The sequence below is a fragment of the Variovorax sp. MPBD4-3 genome, assembly GCF_058809745.1.
Genome location: NZ_JBXASW010000001.1, coordinates 157970 through 183860 on the forward strand (window position 1 = coordinate 157970; position 25891 = coordinate 183860).

Consider the following 25891-nt stretch of genomic DNA (forward strand, 5'->3'; position numbering starts at 1 on the left):
CGGCGGCACCCGCCGCCCACGAGCCCGCGCCGTCGAAGGAGCCGCTGCGCTACGACGTCGCCAAGGCCTTCGGCGCCATCGCCCGCATCCACACCCAGCGCACGGCCGAGCCCAGCGGCCGCCAGAAGGCCCGGCTCGCGGCATTCATGCGCCGCTACATCGAGCGCACCATCAAGAGCAAGCAGTTCACCGAGGCCAACCGCTCGCACATGGCCGACCCGCGCGTGGTCAACGGCTTCCGCCCGGTCACCAAAGAGATCACCTACCAGATCGTCATCGAGCGTTCCAAGGGCTCGAAGATGTGGGACCTGGACGGCAACGAATACGTCGACGCGCTCAACGGCTTCGGCATGAACATGTTCGGCTGGCAGCCCGACTTCGTGCAGGACGCCGTGCGCAGGCAGCTCGACGCGGGCTACGAGATCGGCCCGCAGCACCCGCTGGCCGCCGACGTCACCGCGCTCATCTGCGAGCTCACGGGCAGCGACCGCGCCGGCCTGTGCAACACCGGCTCCGAGGCCGTGATGGCGGCGCTGCGCATCGCGCGCACCGTCACCGGCCGCAGCACGGTGGTGGTGTTCACGGGCTCCTACCACGGCACCTTCGACGAAGTGCTGGTGCGCGCCGGCAAGGGCGGCAAGGGCCTGTCGGCCGCGCCGGGCGTGATGAGCGGCATGTTCGGCGACATCCGTGTGCTCGACTACGGCACGCCCGAGGCGCTGGCCTTCATCCGCGACAACGCCGACGACCTGGCCGCCGTGCTGGCCGAGCCGGTGCAAAGCCGCCGGCCCGACTTCCAGCCGCGCGAGTTCCTGCACGAGCTGCGCGAGATCACCGCCAAGAGCGGCTGCGCGCTGATCTTCGACGAGGTCATCACCGGCTTCCGCACCGCGCTGGGCGGCGCGCAGGAGCTGTTCGGCGTGCGCGCCGATCTCGCCACCTACGGCAAGGTGATCGGCGGCGGCTTTCCGGTGGGCGTGATCGCGGGCAAGCGCGAGTTCATGGACGCGCTCGACGGCGGCGCCTGGCAGTACGGCGACGACTCCATTCCCGGCGTGGGCGTGACCTACTTCGCCGGCACCTTCGTGCGCCACCCGCTGGCGCTGGCGGCGGCCAAGGCCTCGCTCCTGCACCTGAAGGAAGCCGGCCCCGCGCTGCAGGCCGGGCTCACGGGCAGCACCAGCGCCATGGCCGCGGAAATGTCGGCCTGGTGCAAGGAGGTCGGCGCGCCGATGGAGATACGCCACTTCGGCTCGCTGTGGCGCGTGAGCTGGCTCGAAGACCACCCGCTGCAGGACCTGCTGTTCGCCATGATGCGCAGCCGCGGCGTGCACATCCTGGACAACTTCCCCTGCTTCCTCACCAGCGCGCACAGCGCCGAGGACATCGCCTTCATCCAGCGCGCCTTCAGGGAATCGGTCGCGGAGATGCAGGAATCGGGCTTCCTGCCGCGCCGCGCCGCGGTCGTGACCAGCTTCGACGTGCGCAAGCCGGCCGAAGAAGGCTCGGTGCTGGCGCGCGACGTCGACGGCCAGCCCTTCTGGTACGTGCCGGAGGCGCAGACCGCGCACACGGCGCAGGCATCCACCCACCACGTCAATGGAAAGGCCGCAGCATGAACGCCGTCCTGCGCCCCGAGACCGACACCGGAACGGGCCCCGCCACCAGCGGGATCATCGAGTGCGTCATCCCGACCACCGAATCGCAGCGCGAAGTCTGGCTCGGTGCCATGCTGAGCCCGGAAGCTTCGCTGGCCTACAACGAATCGGTGCTGCTGCGCCTGCACGGGCCGCTGAATGCGCAGGCGCTGGGCCTTGCGATGGCCGCGCTGGTCGAGCGCCACCAGTCGCTGCGCGCCACCATCTCGCCGGACGGCACCTGCATGCTGGTCGGCCAGCCCCCGGCCGAGCCGATGGGCATGATGGACCTCGCCAAGCTCGACCCGCCATCGCGCGAACAGGTGCTGGCTTCCGCGCACAACGCGGCGGTGTGCACGCCCTTCTCGCTCGAGCACGGGCCGCTGTTCAGGGCCGTGCTGTATCGCCTGGGCGAGGACGACCATGAACTCGTCATGTCGGCCCACCACGTGGTGTGCGACGGCTGGTCGTGGGCGGTCATCACCGAGCAGCTGGGCCACCTGTACGCCGAACAGATCGGCCAGGGGCTGCGGCTGAAGGCCGCGCCGTCCTATGCCGACTTCGCCGCGGCGGAAGCCGCCGAAGCTGCGCACCCCGACATGCAGCAGCACGTGGACTACTGGCTGGAGCGCTTCTCGGGCGGCACGCCGCCCGTGCTGGAGCTGCCGCTGGACCACCCGCGCCCGGCCGTGCGCACCTTCACTTCGCTGCGCGCCGAACGCACGCTCGACCGCCGCCTGGTCACCGCCATGCGCTCGGTCAGCAGCAAGGCCGGCACCAGCCTGTTCGCCGGCCTGCTCGGCGCCTTCGTCGCCACGCTGCACCGGTTGACGGGGCAGGACGACATCGTGGTCGGCATTCCGGCCTCGGGCCAGCTGGCACGCGACATGCCCGGCCTGGTGGGCCACTGCGTCAACCTGCTGCCGCTGCGCGTGAACGCACATGCGCATCTGCGCTTCGACGCGCTCATGAGCGAATGCGGCACCGCCGTGCTCGACGCCTTCGAGCACCAGTCGCTGACTTACGGCGCGCTGCTCGGCCAGCTCTCGCTGCAGCGCGACGCCAGCCGGCTGCCGCTGGTGAGCGTGATGTTCAACGTCGACCCCGACGTGGCGAGCGGCACCGACAGCTTCGTCGGCCTGTCCGTCAGGCAGGACACCGTGCCGCGCCAGTACGAGAACTTCGAGCTGTTCCTGAACCTGCGCCCGCTCGAAGGCGGGCTGGTGATCGAGGCCCAGTACAACACCGGCCTGTTCGACGAAGTCAGCGTGCAGCGCTGGCTCGACATGTTCGAGTGCGTGCTGCGCTCGGCCACGCGCGACCCGTCCGAGGCCATCGGCCGGCTCGAGGTGCTCTCGACCGAGGCCTCGCTGGTGCTGGCCGCGCTGCAGCCCGCGCCCACCGAACTGCTTGGCGACCCGCTGGCACATGCCGGCTTCGTGGCCCGCGCGCTGCTGCACCCCGAGCGGCCGGCGCTGCGCGACGGCGCGCGGCGCAGCACCTACGGCGAGCTCGACGCGCAGTCGAACCGGCTGGCACATGCGCTGCGCGAGCGCGGCATCGGCCGGGGCCAGCACGTGGGCCTGTGCCTGGAGCGCGGCACCGACATGCTGGTGGCCTTGCTGGCGGTGCTGAAATCGGGCGCCGCCTACGTGCCGCTCGACCCCGCTTTCCCGCAGGCGCGGCTCGACCACTACGCCGAAGACGCGCGGCTCGGCCTGCTGCTCACCACGTCCGACATCGCGACGGCACCGCGCCAGTGGCGGGTCGACGCGAGCCAGCACATCTTCGAGATCGACCGCGACACCGCCTGGCAACAGGCCCCCGCAACAGCGCTCGAGCCTGGCGAGCTCGACGCCGGCGCCGAAGACCCGGCCTACGTGATCTACACGTCGGGTTCCACCGGCAAGCCCAAGGGCGTGAGCGTGCCGCACCGCGGCGTGGCCAACCTGCTGCAGTCGATGCGCGTGGAGCCCGGCATCGGCGCGGCGGACCGCATCGCGGCCGTCACCACGCTGTCCTTCGACATCGCCGTGGCCGAGCTGCTGCTGCCGCTCGCGGCCGGCGCCGAGATCGTGATGGTGCAGCGCGAGACCGCCATGGACGGTAACCACCTGCGCGCCCTGCTGGAGGAAGAAGACGTCACCATCCTTCAGGCCACGCCCGGCATGTGGCAGCTGCTGCTCGACGCCCAGTGGCCCGGCGCGCCCGGCTTCCGGGGCTGGATCGGCGGCGAGCCGGTGCGCCCGCGCCTGGCGCTCGAGCTGCTCGACCGCTGCGAGCAGCTGTGGAACGTGTACGGCCCGACCGAGACCACCGTGTGGTCGACCGTGTGGAACATGCAGCGCGACGTGGTCGCCTCGCGCGGCGTGTCGATCGGCCATCCGATCGACAACACCCAGGTGTGGATCCTCGACGCCGAGCTGCGCCCCTGCCCGCTCGGCGTGCCCGGCGAAATCTGCATCGGCGGCGACGGCGTCACGCTGGGCTACCACGACCGGCCCGAACTCACGGCCGAGCGCTTCGTCACCGCGCGCATCCTCGGCCATGCCACGCCCCTCTACCGCAGCGGCGACCGGGGCCGCTGGCGCAACGACGGCCTGCTGGAGCACATGGGCCGGCTCGACTTCCAGGTGAAGGTGCGCGGCTACCGCATCGAGCCCGGCGAGATCGAGGCCCGCTGCAACGAGGTTGCCGGCGTCTCGCGCAGCGTGGTCGTGGCGCGCGAAGACAACCCCGGCGACGTGCGCCTGGTGGCCTACCTCGCCCTCGCGCCGAACGCGGCGGGCGCCGCCTTCGACCTCGAGGCGCTGATGCAGCACCTGCGCGGCAGCCTGCCGGCTTTCATGCTGCCGCAGCACGTGGTCACGCTCGCCAGCCTGCCGAGCCTGCCCAACGGCAAGCTCGACCGCGCCTCGCTGCCGGCACCGCAGGCCGTGCCGCGCGAAACCATGCAGCGCGGCGCAGGCCCGCGCACCGACAGCGAGCGCAAGGTGCTCGCGGCCATGGAGCAGGTGCTGAGCCTGCCCGGCCTCGACATGAAGGACGACTTCTTCACCATGGGCGGCCATTCGCTGCTGGCCGCCCGGCTGGCCACGCTGCTGAGCCGCGAGTTCCAGATCACGCTGCCGCTGCGCACGCTGTTCGAGGCGCCCACTGCCGAGCGGCTGGCCGTGGCCGTCGAGGCGCTGCAGGGCACCGGCGCCGGCGTGCAGGTGCCGCTGCCCAACCGGCCCGACCGCACCACCGCGCCGATGACCCCGTCGCAGGAGCGCATCCGCTTCATGGAAGAGCTTCACCCCGGCCGCTCGGTCTACAACGCGCCGTCGGCGCAGCGGCTGCTGGGCGACTTCGATGCGGCGCGCTTCGAATCGGTGCTGCGCGAGATCATCCGCCGCCAGCCCGCGCTGCGCACCAGCATGGGCACCGACCCGCGCACTGGCGAGCCCGTCCAGTCGATTGCGCAGTCTGTGGATTTCTCGCTGCCGGTGATCGACCTGCGCGACCTGCCCGCCGACCAGCGCGAAGCCGAGCTGGCCGAGCAGATGCAGGAGCTGGCCGACCGCCCCATCGACATCCACCGCGCGCCGATGGCGCATGCGGCGCTGTTCAAGCTCGACGAGCGCGACCACGCCTTCGTTTTCGTGCCGCACCACCTGGTGTGGGACGGCTGGTCTTTCGACCTGATGCAGCGCGAGCTTTCCGCGCTCTACGACGCCGCCGAGCGCGGCCGCCCGCACGGCCTGCCGGCCATCGCCACCACGCACGGCGACTACGCCGAGTGGCTCGCCCAGTGGATGAAGGAGCCTGCGTTCGAAGAGCAGATCGGGTTCTGGCGCAAGCGCTTCGCCGCCGCGCCCCTGCCCCGGCTGCCCAACACCGACATGCCGCGCCGGGCGGGCAAGAGCGGCCAGGGCGGCACGCAGTGGATCCAAATCGACCTCGCCACCACGCAGCGGCTGCGCGAAGTGGCGCGCGGCATGGACGTGACGCTCAGCATGCTGACCTTCGGCCTCTATGCGCTGACCATGGCCCGCACCATCGGCTCGGACGCCATCGTCATCGCCAACCCGGTGCGCGGACGCCAGCAGCCGGAGACCGAGGACGTCATGGGCGTCTTCAACAACGTGCTGCCGGTGTCGCTGCAGATCGACATGCGCCAGTCGCTGCCCGAATTCATGCGCTACGTGAAGCAGGAGCTGCTCACGCTCATGAACTACCAGCAGGTGCCGTTCGAGCGCCTGATGGCCGAGCCCGGCTCCGGCGGCCAGGCCAAGGCGTCGGGTCCGTACCAGTCGATGTTCTCGTTCCAGGACGCGCGCGACCGCTCGCGCCGCCTGGGCAGCCTGCAGACGCGGCAGATGCACCTGATGCAGCGCGGCGCCACCGACGACATCGGCGTGTGGCTGATGGACAAGCCGAGCGGGCTGGAAGGCGCGCTGATCTACAACGCCGACATCTACCTGCGCGAGACCGGCGCCCAGTTGCGCGAGCGCTACCTCGAGCTGCTGCATCGCGCCGGCGAAAGGCCCGAGGCCAGCCTCGACTACATCGCCAGCGCCGAAGGCTCGACCAGCGCCGCCTACCTGCGCAAGCTCGCGGCCGACACGTCGCGCGCCGAGGCGCCGGCCGGTGCGGCGGCCGGCGCGCCCAAGGCCAAGGCCGGGCTGATGAACCCCGAGCAGGCGCAGCTGGCACAGGTGTGGGCCGGCGTGGTCGGCATCGACGTCAACGACATCCGCGCGCGCGACAACTTCTTCGATCTCGGCGGTGATTCGCTGCTGGTGCTGCGCGCGGTGCAGCAGACCGAACTGCTGCTGGGCTACCGCGTGGAGCCGCGGCGCTACCTGTTCGAGAACCTCGGGCAGATCGCCGCCTCGTCCATCTTCCAGCCGGTGAACACGACCGGCCCGGACAGCATTCCGTCGGAACTCCAGGGCCTGCCCGCCGCCGCCACGCCGCCGCGCGGCGGCCTGCTGGGACGCGCCTTCGGCGGCTGGCTGCGCAAGAGCTGAGGAAGAAGAAAGAACGCCATGACAAGCGCCTCCCTCGCACGCTCCATCGACGCATCGGTCTGCCGCTACGTCGACCTGGACGAGTTCACCGACCTGCTGCCCGCGCAGATCCTGTCGCAGCACGAGTGCGAGCGGGCGGACGGCTTCCGGTTCGGCAGCGACCGGCAGCACTTCGTGGCGGCGCACATCGCGCTGCGGCAGGTGTTGTCCGCGCACACCGGCCTGCCGGCGGATGCGCTGGACTTTGCCGTCGGCGCCTTCGGCAAGCCTTCGCTGCAGGGCCGCCCGCGCACGCAGTTCTCCATGAGCCATTGCCAGGGGCTGGCGCTGATCGCCATCGGCGGGCGCGGTCCGCTGGGAGTCGACGTGGAGCTGCTTCGCAAGGTGCCCGACGCCGCCGCGTTGGCCGCGCGGCATTTCACGCGGCGCGAGAACGAGGCCTTGTCCGCGCTGCCCGAGCACGAACGCGAACGCGCCTTCCTGACCTGCTGGACCCGCAAGGAGGCCTGCCTGAAGGCGATCGGCGTGGGCATGCTGGTGTCGCCGCAGAGCTTCGAGGTGGGGCTGGAGCCCGATTGCCGCAGCGTCGAGCTCTCGGTGGCCGGGCGCATCCTGTGGCTGGTGCTGGGCGCCGCGCCGCCGCGCATGGACTGCGTGGGCGCGATCGCCGAATGGCGCGAGACCCAGGGCCGCGCGACCGTGAGCGGCCCGATGGCGGAGGCACGGGCATGAACTCCCTCGCGCTCATGTTCGGACCGGCGTCGCGCCAGCTGTTCGGCATCTTCCATCCCGCGGAAGACACCGGCAGCGCGGAAACCGCCGTGCTGGTCTGCCCGCCCTACGGTGCCGAGGGCCTGCGCACGCACCGCTTCTTCAAGGTGCTGGCCGAGCGCCTGGCGCGCGCCGGCATCGCCACGCTGCGCTTCGACTTCTACGGCACCGGCGATTCACCGGGCGACGAGCGCCAGGGCGAGTTCGAAGGCTGGCGGCGCGACTTGTGCTCGGCGCACGAGGAACTGCGCCGCCGTGCGCCCGGCGCGCGCATCGTCTGGGTCGGCGCCCGGCTCGGCGCCACCCTGGCGGTGCTGGCCGCGCGCAACGGGCGCTGCGACCCGGTGCGGCTGGTGCTCTGGGAGCCGGTGATCGACGGCCGGCGCTACGCCCGCTTCCTGCGCGAGCAGCACGTGGCGGCCATCGACGCCACCTTCTGCATTCCCGACCTCTCATGGCGCCGCAACCTGCTGCGCGAGCCCGACGCCGTGCCGGAAGAAGCGCTGGGCGCCTCGCTTTCGAGCACGCTGCGCGCGCAACTCGCGGCGCTCACGCCCGACGCGCTGCAGCTCACCGCGCTGCACGACACGCTGGTGCTGGCGCAGCCAGAAGACGAATACACGGCGCAATGGGCCGCCGAGCAGCAGTCGCGCCACATGCCGGTGCGCCTCGCGTACTTCAAGCACCGTCTCGAGTGGACCGCCGACCCCTATCCCAACAGCGCGATGGTGCCGGCGGACGCGCTCAACCGCCTCCAGGGAGCTCTTCATGAATGAGATGACGCAAAGCCCGGTCCGCTTCGGGCAAGGCGAATCGCTGGTGGGCATGCTCACCACGCCGGCCGGCCAGGGCGCCGCCGCGGTGGGCTGCCTGATGCTCAACATGGGCGCCAACCACCGGGTCGGCCCGCGCCGCATCAACGTCAAGCTGGCGCACCTGCTGGCCGCGCGCGGGGTGAGCAGCCTGCGGCTCGACCTGGGCGGCGTGGGCGACAGCGACGCGGCCGACGCCAGCAGCGACCTGCGCACGCGCGCCGTGCAAGACCTGCGCGCCGCCATGGACCTGATCGAGAACAGGCTGGGCATCCGGCAGTTCGTGATCGTCGGCATGTGCTCTGGCGCGGAGCACGCCATGTCGGCCGGCGCGGCGGACACGCGCGTGATCGGCATCTCGATGTTCGACGGCTTCGCCTTCCCCGAGCGCCGCACGCGCTGGGAGCGCACCGTGCGGCGCGCGCTGGCCGCGCCGGTGCACCCCTCGTTCGCGGGCAAGGCGTTGCGCTGGGTCAAGCGCCGGGTGCTGCGCATCCAGACGGGAAACAAGCCGCTGCCGGGCTTCTTCACCGAGGAAAGCTCGCCCGAGGCCACCGCCAACTGGTTCGCCGCCACCATGAAGCAGCTGGCCGAGCGCAAGGTGGCGATGCAGCTGCTGTATTCGGGGTCGCTGCATGTCTGCGACTACGACCGCGACCAGCTCGGCGCCTTCCGCCACGCGCCCTTCGCGCAATCGCTCCAGTACGAATTCATGCGCGAGGTCGACCACACCGTCTGCACCGAGAAGGGACAGCAGCTGTTCCTGCAGTCGGTGGGCGACTGGGTCGCCGAGCGCTGCTTCGGCGCCAGCACCGAGCGACGCAGCGCAAGCCGCGCCGCGGCAGGCGCCGGACGCGCCATGCCCGCCACCCTGGCCGCTCCCTGAGCCGGCCAAGCCCGACCCACCCCGCACAGAACCGTTCACACCGGCAGTCAAGGAGATAACCATGGACCACATCCATTCCGCCAGGCCCTCACCGGGCATGCGCACGCTCTCAGCCCTCGCCCTGGCGGAATACCGCCTGCGATGGCTGGGCCTGGCCCTGCTGCTTTCCCTGGGGCTGGCGGGCTGCGCGCCGGGCTTCGGCACGCCGGGGCCGCTGAACTACGGAGACGGCAACCAGGGCGGTGGGGACGCGACCGCGTCGGCGGCCGCCGGCAAGATCATTCCGATCACGCCCGACCTGATCCGCACGCAGATCGCGCAGCGGCCCAAGGGCGTGCCCGACTCCATCAAGAGGCTGTTCGCCGAAGCGCCGGTCTACACCATCGGGCCAGGCGACGTGATCAGCATCATCGTCTACGACCACCCCGAACTGCTGCCCAACGCGGGCGCGGTGATCGCGCAGCAGTCGGACCCGACCGGCGTCACCGTGGCGCCCGGCTTCATCGTCGACGCCAAGGGCGAGATCTTCTTTCCGTACATCGGGCGCACCAAGGTGCAGGGCCTGACGGAGAGCGGCGCATCGGAACTGGTTGCGCGGCGCATCAAGGCCTTCGTCAAGGAACCGCAGGTGTCGGTGCGCATCCAGTCGTTCCGCAGCCAGCGCGCCTATGTGCAGGGCGAGGTGCGCACGCCCGGGCTTCAGATCTTCACCGACGTGCCGATGACGCTTTCCGAAGCCATCAGCCGCGCCGGCAGCTTCACCCAGCTCGGCGACCGCTCGCATGTCACGCTCACGCGCGGCGGCGTATCGACGCAGATCGACCTGCCGCTGCTGCAGGCACAGGGCTTCGACGCCAACGGCATTCCGCTGCGCAACGGCGACATCGTGAACGTCGGCACCCGCGAGGACAACCGGGTCTACGTGATGGGCGAAGTGCGGGCGCCGTCGGCGCTGCAGATGCGCCTGAACGGCCGCCTGAGCCTGAACGAGGCGCTGGGCGACGTGGGCGGGCCCGACCTGACGACAGCGGACACCGGCCAGATCTACGTCGTGCGCAACACGCCGGACAACCCCGGTGCGCCGCAGGTCTTCAACCTCAACGCGAGGAACCCGGTGGCGCTCGCGCTGGCCGACCGCTTCGAGCTGCAGCCGCGCGACGTGGTGTACGTCGACCACGTGCCGCTGGCCACGTGGAGCCGCGTGTTCAGCCTGATTCTTCCGTCGGCCCAGGTCATCAACCTGGCCCGCGACACCGCGCGCCGGTAAGCGCCCCACCCCGTCTCCCGCACGAAAAGGTGAACCCCATGAACGCGCGTTGGCAACCTTCGCTTCCCGCTCCGGCGGGTACCCCCATGCCCATGGTCGAGGCATCCTGGGTCCGGGAATCCCGGTTCCAGGAATACCTGGACATCCTCATCGACAGCCGCTGGCTCATTGCCGGACTCACGGCGCTGGCGCTGCTGGCGGGTGCCTGCTATGCGCTGTTCGGGCCCAGGGTCTATGAGGCAAACATCCTGATCCAGGTGGAAGACTCCGACCGCTCGGGCGGCAACTTCCCCGGTGACGCCACCGGGGGCGCCGGCATCGCCTCGAAGACGCCGGTCGCCGGCGAGACCGAGATCCTGCGCTCGCGCATGGTGCTGGGCCAGGCCATGGAGAACACCAGGCTCTACATCAGCGCCAGGCCGCGCTACATCCCGGTGGTGGGCGAGTTCCTGGCGCGGCATTCGAGCCGGCTGTCATCGCCGGGCATCTTCGGCATGGGCGACTATGTCTCGGGCACAGAGCGCATCGCCGTTGCGCAGATGGACGTGCCGCCGGCCTTCGAAGGCAAGAAGTTCCTGCTGACGGCGGAGACCGGCGGCAACTACACGCTCACCAACTCCGGCCTGGAGGCCCCGCTGCAGGGCAAGGTCGGCGTGCCGCTGGACGCCGCCGTGCCGGGCGGCACGCTGCACCTGCTGGTCGGCTCCTTCGAGGCCGAGCCCGGCGGCGCCTTCGAGCTGGTGCGCAATTCCAAGCAGCTCACCCTGCTGGGCCTGCAGAAAGACCTGCGGGTGGTCGAGAAAGGCAAGCAGTCGGGCGTGATGGACGTCAGCATGCAGGCCGAGGACCGCGGCCAGCTGGCCGACGTGCTCAATGAAGTCTCGCGCCTGTACGTGCGCCAGAACATCGACCAGAAGACGGTGCAGGCCGAGCGCGCACTGGCCTTCCTGGGCACCGAGCTACCCAAGTTCAAGACCCAGCTGGAGCAGTCGGAAGACAGCTACAACCAGTACCGCAACCAGAACGGCACCATCAGCCTGGACGACGAGGCCCGCAACGCGCTGTCGCAGAACGTCGACCTGCAGGCCAAGCTGCTCGACGCGAAGCAGAAGCGCCTGGACCTGGTGGGCCGCTTCACCGCGGCGCACCCGGCGGTGCAGACGCTGGACTCGCAGATCGCCTCGCTCAAGAAGGAGCTGGGCGCGGTCGACGGGCGCATCCGCCGCATGCCGATGCTGCAGCAGAACTCGCTGCGCATGCAGCGCGACATCAAGGTCAACACCGACCTCTACGCGACGCTGCTGAACAGTTCGTTGCAGATGCGGCTGGCCAAGGAAGGCAAGGTGGCCAACGTGCGCGTGCTCGACCAGGCGCTGCTGCCCGAGAAGCCGGTGCGGCCGAAGGCGCTGATCGTCATGGCGCTGTCGCTGGCGGGCGGGCTGTTCCTGGGCGGGGCCACGGCGCTGCTGCGCAAGACGCTGAAGAAGTCGATCGGCAGCCCCGAGGAGATCGAGGCCGTCACCGGGCTCAACGTGTACAGCACCATCGCGCTGAGCACCCAGCAGCGCGTGCTCGACCGCGCCATCCGCGGCGGCAAGCCGGGCGTGAAGGTGCTGGCGGCGCTGCATGTCGAAGACCCGGCGCTGGAGGGGCTGCGCCGCCTTCGCACCGCGCTGAAGTTCGTGATGCTGGGCGCGCCCAACAACCGCGTGCTCATCTCCAGCGCCACCGCGGGCGCGGGCAAGACCTTCGTGTCTTCCAACTTCGCGACGCTGCTGGCGTCGTCGGGCAAGCGCGTGCTGCTGATCGACGCCGACCTGCGCCGCGGCACCCTGAGCGAGGAGTTCGGGTTGCAGCGCAAGGACGGGCTGTCCGACGTGATCACCGGCGGCGTGCCGCTGGACCGCGCCATTCACTACCACGTGCTGCCGCGCCTGGATGTCATGACCTCGGGCACGCTGCACTCCGACCCCGCCGGCATGATGACCAGCGACGTCTTCTCGCAGACGCTGGCCACGCTGTCCAGCCGCTACGACGTGGTGATCGTCGACGCGCCGCCTGCCCTGCTGGCCTCCGAGACCGCCGCGATGGCGCCGAGCATGGGCACGCTGCTGCTGGTGGCCCGCGCCGACCAGAGCGAGAGCGGCGAGCTGCTCGAAAGCGTCAAGCGCCTGGGCCATGTGGGCGCGGCCTTCCACGGCGTGGTGTTCAACGCGGTCGACACCACACGGCGCCACTACCGCGGCTACAGCTACGGCTACTACGACGCCTACAGGCGCGAGTCCGCCGGCGCGCTGAGCTTGAACGATGCCGACACCGTGATGCCCAAGCGGATCGAACCGGAGCACGCGGCATGAGCGTTCTTCGATCCAACACGCCGCCGCAGCCCGCTCACGGCGCGGCCGCCAACACGCCGGTCTATGCACCGATCGGCGGTGCCCCGTGGCTGCGCGCGGCCAAGCGCGCGGCAGACATCGCGATGGCGGGCTCGTTCTTCGTCTTCTTCGGCTGGGCCTACGCATTGATATGGCTCGGCGTGCTCATGACCTCGGGCGGCCCGGCCATCTACATGCAGCCGCGCTACGGCAAGGACGGCAAGGTGTTCCGCTTCCTCAAGTTCCGCTCGATGGTGGCCGACGCAGACGCCGTGCTGGCCCGCCACCTGCGCGAGAACCCAGGCGCGCGGCGCGAATGGGACATGTACCAGAAGCTGGAGCACGACCCGCGCATCACCCGCTTCGGTGCATTCCTGCGCAAGTACAGCATCGACGAGTTCCCGCAGTTCTGGAACGTGCTGCTGGGCGATATGAGCATGGTCGGCCCCCGGCCCTGCATGTTCGCGCAGAAGGAGCTGTACGGGGACTACTGGGACCACTACTGCGCGGTGCGCCCCGGCATCACCGGGCTGTGGCAGATCAGCGGCCGCAACGAGGTGAGCTACCGCAGGCGCGCGGCGATGGATGCGGAGTACGTGTCCACGCTGTCGCTGACGCGGGATCTCGTGATTCTGCTGAAGACCGTCTCTGTAGTTGCCGGGGCGCGTGGCTCGCGCTAGGGCCGCCTGTTCCACCCATGAAAGCATCTATGCGCATCTTCGTAGCCGGACATCGCGGAATGGTTGGCCAGGCGCTGGCGACGCGGCTTGCGCAGGCAGGCCATGAGGTCGTCACGCGCAGCCGTGCCGAACTCGATCTGCTCGACCAGGCGGCGGTCGCCCGCTTCTTCGCGAAGGAACCTGTCGACCAGGTGTACCTGGCCGCGGCCCGGGTCGGCGGCATCCATGCCAATGCGAGCTACCCCGCGCAGTTCATCTACGAGAACCTGATGATCGCGGCCAACGTGACGCACCAGGCATTCCTGGCGGGCGTGAAGCGCATGCTGTTCCTCGGCTCCAGCTGCATCTATCCCCGGCTGGCCGGGCAGCCGATGGCCGAAGGCGCGCTGCTCGGCGGACCGCTCGAGCCGACCAACGAGCCCTACGCCATCGCCAAGATCGCCGGCCTCAAGCTCTGCGAGAGCTACAACCGGCAGTACGGCGCCAGCCACGGCATCGACTACCGCAGCGTGATGCCGAGCAACCTCTACGGCCCCGGCGACAACTACCACCCGCAGAACAGCCACGTGGTGCCGGCACTGCTGCAGCGCTTCCACCGCGCCCGGCAGGAACGCGCGCCGCAGGTGGTCGTCTGGGGCAGCGGCCGCGCGCGGCGCGAGTTCCTCTATGTCGATGACATGGCCGACGGCTGCATCGCGGTGATGAACCTGCCGCAATCCGTTTACGCGCACCACACCACGCCGATGTGCGGCCACATCAACCTCGGCACCGGCGAAGACGTGTCCATCGCCGAGCTGGCTGAACTGGCGCGCGAAGTGACCGGCTACCAAGGCGACATCCGCTACGACACCACCCAGCCCGACGGCGCGCCGCGCAAGCTGCTCGACGTGACGCGCGCCGCCGCCATCGGCTGGCGGCCGACCGTGCCGCTGGCCGAAGGCCTGCGCCGCGCCTACGCCGCCTACGTCTCCACCACCTTGTCCACCGAAGAGATCGAACATGCCTAAACGCGCACTCATCACCGGCATCACGGGCCAGGATGGCTCCTACCTTGCGGAACTGCTGATCGAGAAGGGCTACGAGGTGCACGGCATCAAGCGCCGTACCTCGCAGTTCAACACCGGACGCATCGACCACCTCTACGCCGACGTGCATTCCATCGCGCAGCGCCATCTTCACCTGCACCACGGTGACCTGGCGGACGGCAGCAACCTCACGCGGATCATGCAGGAGGTCCAGCCCGACGAGGTCTACAACCTGGGCGCGCAGAGCCACGTGGCCGTGAGCTTCGAGAGCCCGGAATACACGGCCGACATCAACGCGCTGGGCACGCTGCGGCTGCTCGAGGCGATCCGGCTGCTGGGCCTGCAGTCGAAGACGCGCTTCTACCAGGCCAGCACCAGCGAGCTCTACGGCCTCGTGCAGGAGGGCCGCCAGAGCGAAAGCACGCCCTTCTATCCGCGCAGCCCCTACGGCGCGGCCAAGCTCTACGCCTACTGGATCACCAAGAACTACCGCGAGGCCTACGGCTTCTATGCGTGCAACGGCATCCTCTTCAATCACGAGAGCCCGCGGCGCGGCGAGACCTTCGTGACGCGCAAGGTCACGCGCGGGCTGGCCAACGTGGCGCAAGGTCTGGAGCAGTGCCTCTTTCTCGGCAACATGAACGCACTGCGCGACTGGGGCCACGCCAAGGACTACGTGCGCATGCAATGGCTGATGCTGCAGCAGCCGACGGCGGTCGACTACGTCATCGCCACGGGCATCCAGTACAGCATCCGCGAGTTCGTCACCAAGGCCGCGCGCGAGCTCGGCATCACACTGGTCTTCGAAGGACGCGGACTCGACGAGGTGGCGATAGTCAGCGCGGTGGAAGGCGAAGATGCGCCGGCCGTCTGCGTCGGCGACGTGCTGGTGCGTGTGGATCCGCGCTACTTCCGCCCCTCGGAGGTCGAGACGCTGTGCGGCAACCCGGCCAAGGCGGCGGACGACCTGGGCTGGGTGCCGGAGATCACGCTCGACGAGATGGTGGCCGAGATGGTCGCTTCCGATCTCGGCTTGGCCAAGCGCCGTGCGCTGCTGCAGCGCCATGGCTACCACACGCCCCAGAGCATCGAGGCCTGAGCGCGGAGCCCGCCATGAGAACCCTCACCTTCTGGTCCGGCATCGTCTGCGCCTTCCTATGCGGGCTGGTCGATCCTGCCTGGGGATATGCGGCGGTGTTCGTGCTGTCGCTGGTGCAGCTCGCGCTGCTGGGTTCTTCGGGCGGCAGCGTGTTCCTGCTGATCCACTACGCCACCCTGCTGACCTACTTCTCGCTGGCGCCGGCGATGCAGATCGCCAACGACGTGGATTTCTGGGAAACGGGCGTGCTCACCACGTCTTCGCACACGCAGGCGCTGGTTCTGCTGCTGCTGTACATGGCCGGCGTGGAGGCCGCGCGCTTCGGCATGCCCGAATCGCCGGTGCACCGCCCGGGCCTCCACCATGCGCGCGCGGTCGGCGTGGCCCACCCGTTCCTGCTGCTGCTGAGCTGCTCGTTCGCGGCCTTCGCGACGCTCTTCATCCGGCCCGACCTGAACTTCGTGGCGCGCGGCATGCCGGGCGAGGACGACAGCGTTCCCGTCGACTTCATCGTGTACAGCACGCTGCCCAAGCTGGTGGTGCTGATGTGCTTCGTGGCGCTCACGATCCATGCGTTCCGCCGGCGCACGCCGTGGGCCTGGGCCTCGGCGGGCCTGGCGCTGGCGCTGGCGGCGGTGGCGGCCAACCCTGTCAACACGGCGCGGCAGATCCTGCTGATCGGGCTGCTGCCGCTGTTCATCCACGCACTGGCGCGGCAGCGGCACTGGCGCTGGGCGCTGGCGGGGCTGATCTTCGGCGCCATCGCCGCGCTCGGGCCGGTGCTGAACCTGCTCTCGCGCGGCAGCATGTGGGGCGAAGGGCTCACGACCTTTCCGTTCAGCCAGGACTTCGACGCGATGTTCGTGGTGGCGGGCATCCTGGAGCGCGCGCCCATTCCCGACCTGGGCTGGGGCCGCTACCTGCTTTCGGCTTTCTCGTTCTTCCTGCCGCGCGACCTGAAGATGTTTCCGGATTTCGATCCGCTCGGCTGGTCGGCCATCCTGGGCAATTTCTCGCAGAGCAACCTGTCGCTGCCGCCGTTCACCACCGCCTATTTCGACTTCGGGCTGATGGGGCCGCTGCTGCTGGGCATTGCCATCTCCGCGGGCTTCCGGCTGGTCGACAGGGCGATCGATCCGCATCGCGCGTTGTCGGGCAGCTACCTCTCGGCGCTGGTGCTGCTGTCGGCCTACGTGCCGTTCATGCGCGGTCCGATCCTGGGCTGGGGCCCGTTCGCGGCCTCGGGCCTCATCGCCGCGGTGATCGCCGGCGCCCTGAGCGCGCGCAGCCGCCGCATGCGCCGCGTGCGTGCCCTGCCGCCCACGGTGCGCCACGACCTCCCGACTCCGTGAGCAAGCAGCACATGGCCACCTACCTGTTCTACGACACCATCCGCCTCAACCCGAGGTCCGGCGGCGTGCTCAACGTTGCCGAGGTGCTGCTGCGCAACATGCGGCTGTCGCAGGGGGACAGCGTGCAGTCCGTCAGCGAGCGGCATCCACGCCTGTACGAAGCGGCGCGGCGGTTCAGGGTGAGCCGTTTCCTGCTGGAAACGCTGCTCTACAACTTCCACCGCATCCGCGCGCTGCTGACCGGCGAGCGCGCGTACGCGCTGTTCCCGAACTACTTCCTGCCCTTCACGCTGTTCGGGCGCCATGCGGACGCGGTCGTCATCGTCCACGACCTGCAATACAAGGCCTACCCGGCGTACTTCAGCCGGGCAAAGCGCATGTGGCTCGACTGGAGCCTGTGGCGCGTCGCGCACAGCGCGGCCAACACGGTGTTCATCAGCAAGAGCAGCCTGCATGACTTCGAGCGGCACTTCGCGCGCTGCGCGCATGCCTCGGTGATCTTCAACCCGGTGGACGCGCCGCGCGCGCCCGTCCGCGCCGCTGCGCCGGGAACGGACCCGGCGCAGGAGCGCTACCTGATCGCGGCCTACCACTATTACCCGCACAAGAACTTCAGCGGCATCCTCGCGCTGTTCGAGCGCATGAAGCGCGCGGGCCTGGTCGACTTCCTGGACATCACCGGCAACGGCGCGGCCGAGGTGGAGCGCATGGTCGCCGCGCTGGCGCCCGAGGTGCGCGGCTGCGTGCGCCACCGCGGGCTGGTGTCGCGAGAGGAGCTTGTGCGGCTCTACGCGGGCGCCACGGCGTTCATCTCGCTGTCGACCTTCGAGGGCTTCAATCTCTCGGCCGCCGAAGCCGCCACACTGGGCGTGCCGCTGCTGCTGTCGGACATTCCGGTGCACCGCGAACTGTTCTCGGGCTACGGCTTCTTCGTGGGCAGCGCCTCCTGCGACACCTACCGGCTCGCACGCTACCTGGCCCGGCACGAGCGCACGCGGCCCGCGTGGCTGCACGCCCAGGCCTGCGCGCCGGGCGCGGTGGCCGCGCGCTACCTGGCGCTCAAGCGCGCCGCCGTTCCGCTGGCGAGGGCCGTGCAATGAAAGTGCTCGCCGCCCTGCTGCTTCTTTGCGCCACGGCATCGGTTGCGCTGGCACAGCCCGCGCAAACCGCTCAAACTGCCCAACAGGCTGAGGCACCCGTGCCCGGCTTCGGCGTCATGGTGCACTACCTGCCGGACAAGCAGTCCATCGCGCAGGTCAAGAACTTCGACGTCGAAGCCTTCGCCTCGGGGTTGGCGCAGATGCGTGCGTCGCACCTGATCCTCACGCTGGGCCAGAACAACGGCCAGTACATCTCGCCGAACTCCGCGCTCGAGGTGCTGTGCCCCGGCGCCGCCAGGAACCGCCCGCCACGCGACCTGCCGCTGGAGATAGGCGAGGCATTGCGCGCACGCGGCATCGCGCTGATCCTGTACCTGCCGTTCCGTGCCCCGCAGGCCGACCCCGCGCTGATGAAGTGCCTGGGCGACGTTTCCGAACAGGAGCCGCCGCCGGCGCGCTTCATCGCCGCGTGGTCCAGCGTGATCCGCGACTGGTCGGAGCGCTACGGTCCGCTGGCCAAGGGCTGGTGGTTCGACGGCACCTACAACACGCAGGGCATCTCGGCCGCTGGCTGGGAAACGCTGTGCGACGCCGCGCGCAGCGGCGCGGCCAACCGCTGGCTGGCCTTCAATGCCGGCGAGGGGCAGGCGCGCTTCAGCCTCAAGAGCGCGCCCTGTCAGAACCTCATGGCCGGCGAATACATGCAGCCGCCCGCGCATTTCGCGCCGCCGCCTTCGGAGCTCGTGTTCCACGTGCTCACGCCGCTCACGCCCTCGTGGGGCCGCGAGGCGGCGCCGCGCTTCACCGCGCAGCAGCTGCGCGACTGGATCGGCGAGGCCCGCGTGGCGCGCGGCCTCTTCACGCTCGACATGCCCCTGGACAACAACGGACGCTTCCTGCCCGCCCATGTGGCGCTGGTGAAGAGCGCCACCGCCCGCAAGCCCTGACGCGCCGCATCAACCCTCCACCCATGCTGTCACACATGACCCACACCGCCCTCCCCTTCGTCGTGGTCGAAGACCGCCAGAACCGCACGCTCGCGCTGTGCCGCGAGTCCGCCGCGCTCGCGCAGGAACAACTCGTGGTGCTGTCGGACACCGACGCCGGCCCCGCCTACGAACGATTCCGCCATGCCTACGTGCACCTGTCGAGCAACTCGCCGGAGTTCGAGCGGATCTGCTTCCGGCGCTACTTCCTGCTCGCGCAATACCTGGCCGCCAACCCCGGCTGCAGCGCCTTCGTGCTGATCGACAGCGACGTGCTGCTGTTCAAGGGCATCGGCGAGCATGTGCGACGCCTCGTCGGCAAGGCGGACTTCTCGGGCTCCTACATCAGCCCCGCCGACGGATGGAACCCCTGCCAGGTCTCGCCGCACGTGAGCTACTGGACAGCCAACGGCCTGCGGCGCTTCGTGGCCTTCGTGCTCGACACCTACACCACGCCGTCGGGCCGGCGCAAGCTGCGCGAGATCGCGGCGCGCTTTGCGGCGCGCGGCATCCGCGGCGGCGTGTCCGACATGACGCTGCTCTACCTCTGGGCGCGCGCCAGCGGCAACGACGACCCGATCAACCGCGTGCTCGAAGGCATGGTGATCGACCACAACATCAACAGCCCGCACAACCACCTGGCGAACGAGTTCCGCTACCGCGGCGGCGCCAAGCGCATCACCTATGCCGACGGCCGGCCGTGGCTCACGGCCGCGGCGGGCGGGCGGACGAACGTGGTGGCGCTGCATTTCCAGGGCAGCGCGAAGATGGCCATGCCGCACGCGCTGCACGGCCGCATGCGCACCGTGGCCGCCGTGACCTACGCGCTGATGGTGGCGCGGCGCGCCAAGAACAAGGCGTTCCGGCTGGCCACACGCGTGCGCCGCACCCTCGACGCGCTCGGCCTCGCAAACGCCCCGGCCGCCAAGTAGCCCGAACCGGACAGGCCGCGCACATGAAACCCTTCAGCCCGTCACTCGCATTGCCCGGCGCGCGCATGGCGCGCCTGCTCGGCCTGGGGGCGCTGGTCTCGCGGCTCTACGTCTACCTGTCGGGCTTCGTCGCCATCTTCCTGATGGCGGCCAACGTGTCGCCCGCGCGCTTCGGCGAATACTCGATCTACCAGTCGGTGCTGGAAGTGGCGCTGGTGGTCGGCACGCTGGGCAGCACGCTGCTGTTCTCGCGCAACGCGGCCGCCGTGCCACCCGGCGTGACGCAGGGCGACGTGGTGCGCACGCTGGCCTTCGGACTGCCGCTGGCCACGGCGCTGATCGTCGTCATCCTGGCGCTGCAGAGGCTGCCGGTGGCCGACGTGCCCTTCGTGCTGGTGGTGGTCACGCTGGCGGTGTTCTCGTTCAACTGCCTGCGCCTGGCCTACAGCCGCGGCCTCGGCCATGCGGGGCTGCTCAATCTCGAGGCCGGCATCCGCTCGACCATCCTGGTGCTGGGCGTGGGCATCTGCGCCGCGCTGGGCTTCGAGCTGGACGTGGCGCACCTGCTGCTCATCAACCTGTTCGCGTTCGTGGTGGTGTGCGCGGCCATCTGCATCCCGCCCGGCAGCGCGGCGCCGCCGCCGGGGCGGCACGCGCTCGAGCTCGCATCGCAGGCCAGCGCCACGGTGTATTCGCTGCTGACCTTCCTGCTGCGCAAGTCGGACCTGCTGATCGTGGCCTTCTTCATGCCGCTGAGCTACGTGGGCGCCTTCAAGCTCGCGTTCCTGCTGGCGGAGGCGCCGTCGCAGTTCGTGCAGGCCTTCCTGTTCACCAAGACGACGGCCATGATGGACGCCGACCCGGAAAAGCTCGCGGCCTCGAAGCTGCAGCTGGCGCGGCATTCGTTCCTGCTGGGCTGCGCGCTGTTCGTCGGGCTGGCGGGGCTGATCACCGTGGCCGCGCCGCTGCTCAAGATGGGCGAGCAGGCGCGCACCATCTTCCTGTGCATTGCGCCGTATTTCCTGCTGCGCACCTACACCATCCATCACGAGATGGTGCTGTCGCTCAAGACCTCCATGGGCTCGCTCGGGCGCTGGGCGCTGCTCGAGGTGGCGCTGCGGCTGCTGTCCTACGGCGCGGTGATCCTGCTGTTCCCGGGCCGGCCGCACTACGTGTTCTTCATCGCCTGCCTGAGCGACTTCGCCTTGTACGAGACGCGCATGCGGCTGCAGTTCGGCTTCTTCCCCATCGTCCGTCTGCTGAGGCGGTCGCCATGAAGATCCTGCTGTACTCGATGAACTTCGCGCCCGAGCTCACCGGCATCGGCAAGTACTCGGGCGAGATGGCGCGCTGGCTGCATGCCAGGGGCCACGAGGTGCGCGTGATTGCCGCGCCGCCGTTCTTTCCGCAGTGGTCGGTGTACCGCGGCTACTCGGCCTGGACCTACCGCAAGAGCGACTGGGACGGCGTGACCGTCTGGCGCACGCCCTTGTGGGTGCCCGCGCGGCCGCGCGCGCTGGCGCGGCTCGGGCATCTGTTCTCTTTCATGCTGTCGAGCTTTCCGGTGCTGCTGGCGCAGTGGCGCTGGAAGCCGGACGTGGTGTTCGTGGTCGAGCCGCCGCTGTTCTGCGCGCCGTCGGCGCTGTTGTTCGCGCGGCTGCGGGGCATCAAGTCGTGGCTGCACATCCAGGACTACGAGGTCGATGCCGCCTTCGGCCTGGGCCATGTGCGCGGCGAACGCGCGCAGCGCTTCGCACGCTCGGCCGAGCGCTGGCTGATGAGCCGCTTCGACCGGGTATCGACCATCTCGGCCGCAATGATCGAGAAGGCCCGCGGCAAGGGCGTGGACGAGAGCCGCGTGGTGCTGTTTCCGAACTGGGTCGACGTGAAGGCCATCCACCCGCTGCCGCGCACGGTCGCGCCCTACGGCTACCGGCCCGCGCTCGGCATTCCCGACGACGCGGTGGTGGTGCTGTACGCGGGCAGCCTCGGCACCAAGCAGGGCATCGAGCTTCTGGCGGAGGCGGCGCGCCTGCTGGTGTGCTCCGGCAGCATCCATTTCGTGTTCGCAGGCAGCGGGCCGAGCCGCGAGTCGCTGCACGCCGCCTGCGCCAGCCTGGCCAACGTGCATTTCCTGGAGCTGCAGCCGGCCGAGCGGCTCAACGAATTGCTGAGCATGGCCGACATCCACGTGCTGCCCCAGCGCGCCGACGCCGCCGACCTGGTCATGCCGTCGAAGCTGGGCGGCATGCTCGCCAGCGGCCGTGCCGTGGTGGTGACCGCGCACGCCGGCACCGAGCTGAGCAACGTGGTGAAGGGGCGCGGCATGGTGGTCGAGCCCGGCGACGCCGCCGCGCTGGCCGATGCCATCGAGCAACTCTCCATGTCGCCCGAACTGCGCGAGCAGATGGGTGCGGCCGGCCGCCGGTTCGCCGAGTCCGCACTCGACGAGGACGCCATCCTGCAGCGCCTGGAGCAGGAACTGCTTCGCTGCGTCGCCGGCTGAGCCGACGCTGTCCACGCCAAGGAGCCCACACCATGCCCCGCGCCAAGATGCTCGTGACCGGTGGTGCAGGCTTCATCGGCAGCCACACCTGCGTGGCGCTGATCGAGGCGGGCTACCAGCCGCTGGTGCTCGACACGCTGGTCAACAGCGACGCGCGTTCGCTGCAACGGGTGGGCTGCATCACCGGCCTGCAGCCGCTGCTGCTGCGCTGCGACGTACGCGACGGCGCTGCGCTGGACCGGGTGTTCGCCGAGCATGCGATCGAGGCGGTGGTGCACCTGGCGGGGCTGAAGGCCGTGGGCGAATCGGTGGCCGACCCGCTGGCGTACTACGACGTCAACCTGGCCGGCACGCTGGCGCTGGTGCAGGCGATGGGCCGCGCCGGCGTGCGCACCCTGGTGTTCTCGTCGTCGGCCACGGTGTACGGCGACGCGCGGCACTCCCCCATACCGGAGAGCGCCCCGTATGCGGCGGTCAACCCCTACGGCCGCACCAAGGCCATGGTCGAGAACCTGCTGGCCGACCTCGCGCATGCCGATCCGCGCTGGGGCATTGCCTGCCTGCGCTATTTCAACCCGGTCGGCGCGCACGAAAGCGGCCTGCTCGGCGAGCGCCCGCACGGGCCGCCCGCCAACCTCATGCCCTACATCTCGCAGGTGGCCGCGGGCGAGCGCGAATACCTGCTGGTGCATGGCGCCGACTACGAAACCATCGACGGCACCGGCGTGCGCGACTACGTGCACGTGATGGACGTGGCCGAAGGCCATGTGGCGGCGCTGCGCCACGCGGCGCGCGAGCCCGGCATCCTCATGACCAACCTGGGCACGGGCCGCGGCGCCTCGGTGCTGGAGGTGGTGTGCGCCTTCGAGCGCGCCAGCGGCCGGCGCATCGCGCTGCGCATCGGCCCGCGGCGGCCCGGCGACGCCCCCGCCTACTGGGCCGACGCACGCAACGCACAGGCCCGCCTGGGCTGGCGCGCGCGCCGCGACCTCGACCAGATGTGCGCGGACAGCTGGCGCTGGCAGGCCGCGAACCCGCACGGTTTCGACGATCCGGTGCCCCCGATGCAGCCGCCATGGCTGGGCGCCGACCTGCAGATCTTTCACGCAACTTCCAACCTCGGACACTCCAATGCCTGACAACGCACACCGCTCCCCAGAAGAGCAGGCCGACGCCCGGAGCGGATATCCGCCGGGCGGCGTCTGCCCTCCCACCCAGCCGCTGTGGCCGGGCTTCCTGACCGGGCAGGAAGGCGCGCCGGTGCGCGTGCTGCTCGTGGACGACGACAGCTTCATGCGCCGGGTGATCGCGCAGGAACTGCTGTCGGACCTGCGCATACAGCTCGAGGGCCAGGGCGGCAGCCTGCGCGACGGCCGCCGGCTGCTGGCCACGCACGAGTTCGACGTGCTCATGGTCGACCTGCGGCTGGGCGACGGCACCGGCTTCGAGCTGATCCGCGAGGCCAGCAAGCAGCATCCCGGCTGCGAAATCATCGTGATCTCCGCGCTGGAAGACGAGACGCACGTGATGCATGCCTTCGAACTGGGCGCGACCGGCTACCTGCTTAAGGACGCCTGGCTGCAGAGCTTCGCGCAGGCGGTGCTGCAGGTGGTGAACGGCGGCGCGGCCATCACGCCGCGGCTCGCGCGGCGCCTGCTCTCGCGCCTGAGCGCGCGGCCTGGCAGCCCGCCGCCGGCCGGCGACCCGCCCACGCGAGAGGCCACTCTCACCACGCGCGAGTGCGAGATCCTGCGCTGCGTGGCGCGCGGCCAGGTCACCGAGGAGATCGGCGTGCAGCTGGGCATCTCGGGCCAGACGGTCAACGCGCACATCAAGAACATCTACAAGAAATTGCACGTGCACTCGCGTGCGCAGGCCGTGAGCTACGCGGCTTACTCCGGGCTCATCTGAGCCGGCAACCAACCCATATCGCGCCATCATGAATACCAACTCCACCATCCATCCCGTGGTCCTGTGCGGCGGCAGCGGCACCCGCCTGTGGCCGCTTTCGCGCAAGGCGCTGCCCAAGCAGTTCGCGCCGCTGCTCGGCGGCAAGAGCCTGCTGCATCTAACGCTGGAGCGGCTGTCGGGCCTCAGCCGCGACATCACCTGCATCGCGTCGGAAGACCATCGCTTCCTGGTGAAGGAGACGGTCGAGAGCGCGGGCGTCACGGGCCGGCAGATCCTGGAGCCGGTGGCGCGCAACACGGCCGCGGCCATGGCTTGCGCGGCACTGCTGGCGGAGCCCGGCGACCTGCTGCTGTTCGCGCCGGCCGACCACCACATACCCGATGCGGCGCTGTTCGCGCAGACCGTGCGCGAGGGCATCCCGGCGGCGCTGGCCGGGCAGATCGTCACCTTCGGCGTGGCGCCCAGCTTTCCCAGCACCGCCTATGGCTACATAGAGGCAGGAACGGAATCGGCCGACGGCCGCAGCCGGGCCGTGGTTCGCTTCGTCGAGAAGCCGACGGCGAGCGTGGCAGAGACGCTGATCCTGCACGGCGGCTATTTCTGGAACGCCGGCATCTTCCTGGTTCGCGCCGGCACGCTGCTCGCCGCGCTGCGCGCGCATGCGCCCGACATACTGCGCGCCTGCGAGTGTGCCGCGGCCGCGGTGTCGGTCGACGGCAGCTTCCTGCGGCTGGAGCCGGAGGCCTTCTCGGCCTGCCGCGCCGACAGCATCGACTACGCGGTGCTCGAGAAGCACAACGACATCGCGGTGGTGAAGTTCGACGGCGGCTGGAGCGACGTCGGCAGCTGGAACGCGGTGGCCAGCCTGCAGATGCCCGATGGCGACGGCAACCGGCTGAGCGGCAAGGCGAGCGCGCTGAACGCGCGCAACACCTTCATCCATGCGCCGCACCGTCCGGTGGTGGCGTTGGGCACCGACGGACTGATCATCGTGGACACACCCGACGCCGTGCTGGTGGCCGGCGCGGGCTGCGCCGAACAGGTGGCGGACGTGGTGCGCAAGCTCGCGCTCGAAGGCTGCGCCGAGGCCACCGACCACCGCCGCGTGGTGCGGCCCTGGGGCGCCTACGACAGCGTCGACATGGGCGAGCGCTTCCAGGTCAAGCGGCTCACCGTGAAGCCGGGCGCCAAGCTGTCGCTGCAGATGCACCACCATCGCGCCGAGCACTGGATCGTGGTGAAGGGCACGGCCCGCGCCACCTGCAACGGCGAAGTGACGCTGGTGCGCGAGAACGAGTCGATCTACCTGCCCTCTGGCGCCATCCACCGGCTGGAGAACCCGGGCAAGACCATGCTCGAGGTGATCGAGGTGCAGACCGGCGGCTACCTGGGCGAAGACGACATCGTGCGCTTCGACGACACCTACGGGCGCTGCGAGCCGGTGCACACGCTGGCCGACGCGGCGGTGGCGCCGACGGTGTCGTCGGCGGGCTCGGGCGCGGCCGCGGTGCTGCACGCGCCCGTGAGCCACTGACCC

Annotated in this window: 19 protein-coding genes; all 19 read left to right on the top strand. The window is 70.0% G+C overall.

All coding sequences use genetic code 11. The annotated features are described in order from the left end of the window. Nucleotides 1-1619: aminotransferase class III-fold pyridoxal phosphate-dependent enzyme (locus tag AC1RVW_RS00665; RefSeq protein ID WP_493197392.1), on the top strand; the 1619-nt coding region annotated here is incomplete at its 5' end. Then, nucleotides 1616-6652 (top strand): amino acid adenylation domain-containing protein, encoded by a 5037-nt coding sequence (locus AC1RVW_RS00670; RefSeq protein ID WP_493197394.1) that lies wholly within the window; start codon nt 1616-1618, stop codon nt 6650-6652. The genes AC1RVW_RS00665 and AC1RVW_RS00670, both read left to right, overlap by 4 nt. An 18-nt stretch (nt 6653-6670) precedes the next feature. Continuing rightward, nucleotides 6671-7384, top strand: coding sequence for a 4'-phosphopantetheinyl transferase family protein (locus AC1RVW_RS00675; protein ID WP_493197396.1), 714 nt, complete (start codon nt 6671-6673; stop codon nt 7382-7384). Next, complete coding sequence (locus AC1RVW_RS00680; protein ID WP_493197397.1) at nt 7381-8199, top strand: alpha/beta fold hydrolase; 819 nt, start codon at nt 7381-7383, stop codon at nt 8197-8199. The genes AC1RVW_RS00675 and AC1RVW_RS00680 overlap by 4 nt, the downstream gene beginning before the upstream one ends. Further along, nucleotides 8192-9121: an alpha/beta hydrolase family protein gene (locus AC1RVW_RS00685; protein WP_493197399.1), complete on the top strand. Its 930-nt coding sequence runs from the start codon at nt 8192-8194 to the stop codon at nt 9119-9121. Before AC1RVW_RS00680 ends, AC1RVW_RS00685 begins: the two co-directional genes overlap by 8 nt. A 97-nt stretch (nt 9122-9218) precedes the next feature. Continuing rightward, entirely contained in the window at nt 9219-10388 is a 1170-nt protein-coding gene (locus AC1RVW_RS00690; RefSeq protein WP_106934507.1) for a polysaccharide biosynthesis/export family protein, read from the top strand. 38 nt (nt 10389-10426) lie between these two features. Continuing rightward, on the top strand, nt 10427-12745 hold the full coding sequence (locus AC1RVW_RS00695) for a polysaccharide biosynthesis tyrosine autokinase (RefSeq protein WP_493197401.1): 2319 nt from the start codon (nt 10427-10429) through the stop codon (nt 12743-12745). Then, nucleotides 12742-13443: a sugar transferase gene (locus tag AC1RVW_RS00700; protein ID WP_493197402.1), complete on the top strand. Its 702-nt coding sequence runs from the start codon at nt 12742-12744 to the stop codon at nt 13441-13443. The genes AC1RVW_RS00695 and AC1RVW_RS00700 overlap by 4 nt, the downstream gene beginning before the upstream one ends. 29 nt (nt 13444-13472) lie before the next feature. Further along, entirely contained in the window at nt 13473-14450 is a 978-nt protein-coding gene (locus AC1RVW_RS00705; RefSeq protein WP_493197404.1) for a GDP-L-fucose synthase family protein, read from the top strand. Beyond that, nucleotides 14443-15567: a GDP-mannose 4,6-dehydratase gene (gene gmd / locus AC1RVW_RS00710; RefSeq protein WP_106934511.1), complete on the top strand. Its 1125-nt coding sequence runs from the start codon at nt 14443-14445 to the stop codon at nt 15565-15567. The genes AC1RVW_RS00705 and gmd overlap by 8 nt, the downstream gene beginning before the upstream one ends. Before the next feature lie 14 nt (nt 15568-15581). After that, nucleotides 15582-16919 carry a hypothetical protein gene (locus AC1RVW_RS00715; protein ID WP_493197406.1) on the top strand — a complete coding sequence of 446 codons (1338 nt, stop codon included), beginning with the start codon at nt 15582-15584 and terminating at the stop codon, nt 16917-16919. Then, nucleotides 16916-18019, top strand: coding sequence for a glycosyltransferase (locus tag AC1RVW_RS00720; protein ID WP_493197408.1), 1104 nt, complete (start codon nt 16916-16918; stop codon nt 18017-18019). The genes AC1RVW_RS00715 and AC1RVW_RS00720 overlap by 4 nt, the downstream gene beginning before the upstream one ends. Further along, a complete protein-coding gene (locus AC1RVW_RS00725) occupies nt 18016-18966 on the top strand; it encodes a hypothetical protein (RefSeq protein ID WP_493197410.1) in 951 nt (316 codons plus the stop codon). Before AC1RVW_RS00720 ends, AC1RVW_RS00725 begins: the two co-directional genes overlap by 4 nt. A 35-nt stretch (nt 18967-19001) precedes the next feature. After that, nucleotides 19002-19937: a hypothetical protein gene (locus AC1RVW_RS00730; RefSeq protein WP_493197412.1), complete on the top strand. Its 936-nt coding sequence runs from the start codon at nt 19002-19004 to the stop codon at nt 19935-19937. A 23-nt stretch (nt 19938-19960) separates the two neighbouring features. Next, nucleotides 19961-21214 (top strand): MATE family efflux transporter, encoded by a 1254-nt coding sequence (locus AC1RVW_RS00735; RefSeq protein ID WP_493197413.1) that lies wholly within the window; start codon nt 19961-19963, stop codon nt 21212-21214. Further along, nucleotides 21211-22443, top strand: coding sequence for a glycosyltransferase WbuB (locus tag AC1RVW_RS00740; RefSeq protein WP_493197415.1), 1233 nt, complete (start codon nt 21211-21213; stop codon nt 22441-22443). Before AC1RVW_RS00735 ends, AC1RVW_RS00740 begins: the two co-directional genes overlap by 4 nt. A gap of 32 nt (nt 22444-22475) precedes the next feature. Continuing rightward, nucleotides 22476-23582 (top strand): UDP-glucose 4-epimerase GalE, encoded by a 1107-nt coding sequence (gene galE / locus AC1RVW_RS00745; protein WP_493197417.1) that lies wholly within the window; start codon nt 22476-22478, stop codon nt 23580-23582. Next, nucleotides 23575-24354: a response regulator transcription factor gene (locus AC1RVW_RS00750; RefSeq protein ID WP_081271558.1), complete on the top strand. Its 780-nt coding sequence runs from the start codon at nt 23575-23577 to the stop codon at nt 24352-24354. Before galE ends, AC1RVW_RS00750 begins: the two co-directional genes overlap by 8 nt. 28 nt (nt 24355-24382) lie before the next feature. After that, nucleotides 24383-25888, top strand: a complete 1506-nt coding sequence (locus tag AC1RVW_RS00755; protein ID WP_493197419.1) for a mannose-1-phosphate guanylyltransferase/mannose-6-phosphate isomerase — start codon at nt 24383-24385, stop codon at nt 25886-25888. Nucleotides 25889-25891: the final 3 nt, after the last annotated feature.

Coding starts and splice junctions, on each gene's coding strand:
- AC1RVW_RS00750 (WP_081271558.1), top strand. CDS start 23,575: ATGCCTGACAACGCACACCGCTCCCCAGAAGAGCAGGCCGACGCCCGG.
- galE (WP_493197417.1), top strand. CDS start 22,476: ATGCCCCGCGCCAAGATGCTCGTGACCGGTGGTGCAGGCTTCATCGGC.
- AC1RVW_RS00755 (WP_493197419.1), top strand. CDS start 24,383: ATGAATACCAACTCCACCATCCATCCCGTGGTCCTGTGCGGCGGCAGC.
- AC1RVW_RS00705 (WP_493197404.1), top strand. CDS start 13,473: ATGCGCATCTTCGTAGCCGGACATCGCGGAATGGTTGGCCAGGCGCTG.
- AC1RVW_RS00670 (WP_493197394.1), top strand. CDS start 1,616: ATGAACGCCGTCCTGCGCCCCGAGACCGACACCGGAACGGGCCCCGCC.
- AC1RVW_RS00715 (WP_493197406.1), top strand. CDS start 15,582: ATGAGAACCCTCACCTTCTGGTCCGGCATCGTCTGCGCCTTCCTATGC.
- AC1RVW_RS00735 (WP_493197413.1), top strand. CDS start 19,961: ATGAAACCCTTCAGCCCGTCACTCGCATTGCCCGGCGCGCGCATGGCG.
- AC1RVW_RS00690 (WP_106934507.1), top strand. CDS start 9,219: ATGCGCACGCTCTCAGCCCTCGCCCTGGCGGAATACCGCCTGCGATGG.
- AC1RVW_RS00675 (WP_493197396.1), top strand. CDS start 6,671: ATGACAAGCGCCTCCCTCGCACGCTCCATCGACGCATCGGTCTGCCGC.
- AC1RVW_RS00740 (WP_493197415.1), top strand. CDS start 21,211: ATGAAGATCCTGCTGTACTCGATGAACTTCGCGCCCGAGCTCACCGGC.
- AC1RVW_RS00725 (WP_493197410.1), top strand. CDS start 18,016: ATGAAAGTGCTCGCCGCCCTGCTGCTTCTTTGCGCCACGGCATCGGTT.
- AC1RVW_RS00700 (WP_493197402.1), top strand. CDS start 12,742: ATGAGCGTTCTTCGATCCAACACGCCGCCGCAGCCCGCTCACGGCGCG.
- AC1RVW_RS00680 (WP_493197397.1), top strand. CDS start 7,381: ATGAACTCCCTCGCGCTCATGTTCGGACCGGCGTCGCGCCAGCTGTTC.
- AC1RVW_RS00730 (WP_493197412.1), top strand. CDS start 19,002: ATGACCCACACCGCCCTCCCCTTCGTCGTGGTCGAAGACCGCCAGAAC.
- gmd (WP_106934511.1), top strand. CDS start 14,443: ATGCCTAAACGCGCACTCATCACCGGCATCACGGGCCAGGATGGCTCC.
- AC1RVW_RS00685 (WP_493197399.1), top strand. CDS start 8,192: ATGAATGAGATGACGCAAAGCCCGGTCCGCTTCGGGCAAGGCGAATCG.
- AC1RVW_RS00695 (WP_493197401.1), top strand. CDS start 10,427: ATGAACGCGCGTTGGCAACCTTCGCTTCCCGCTCCGGCGGGTACCCCC.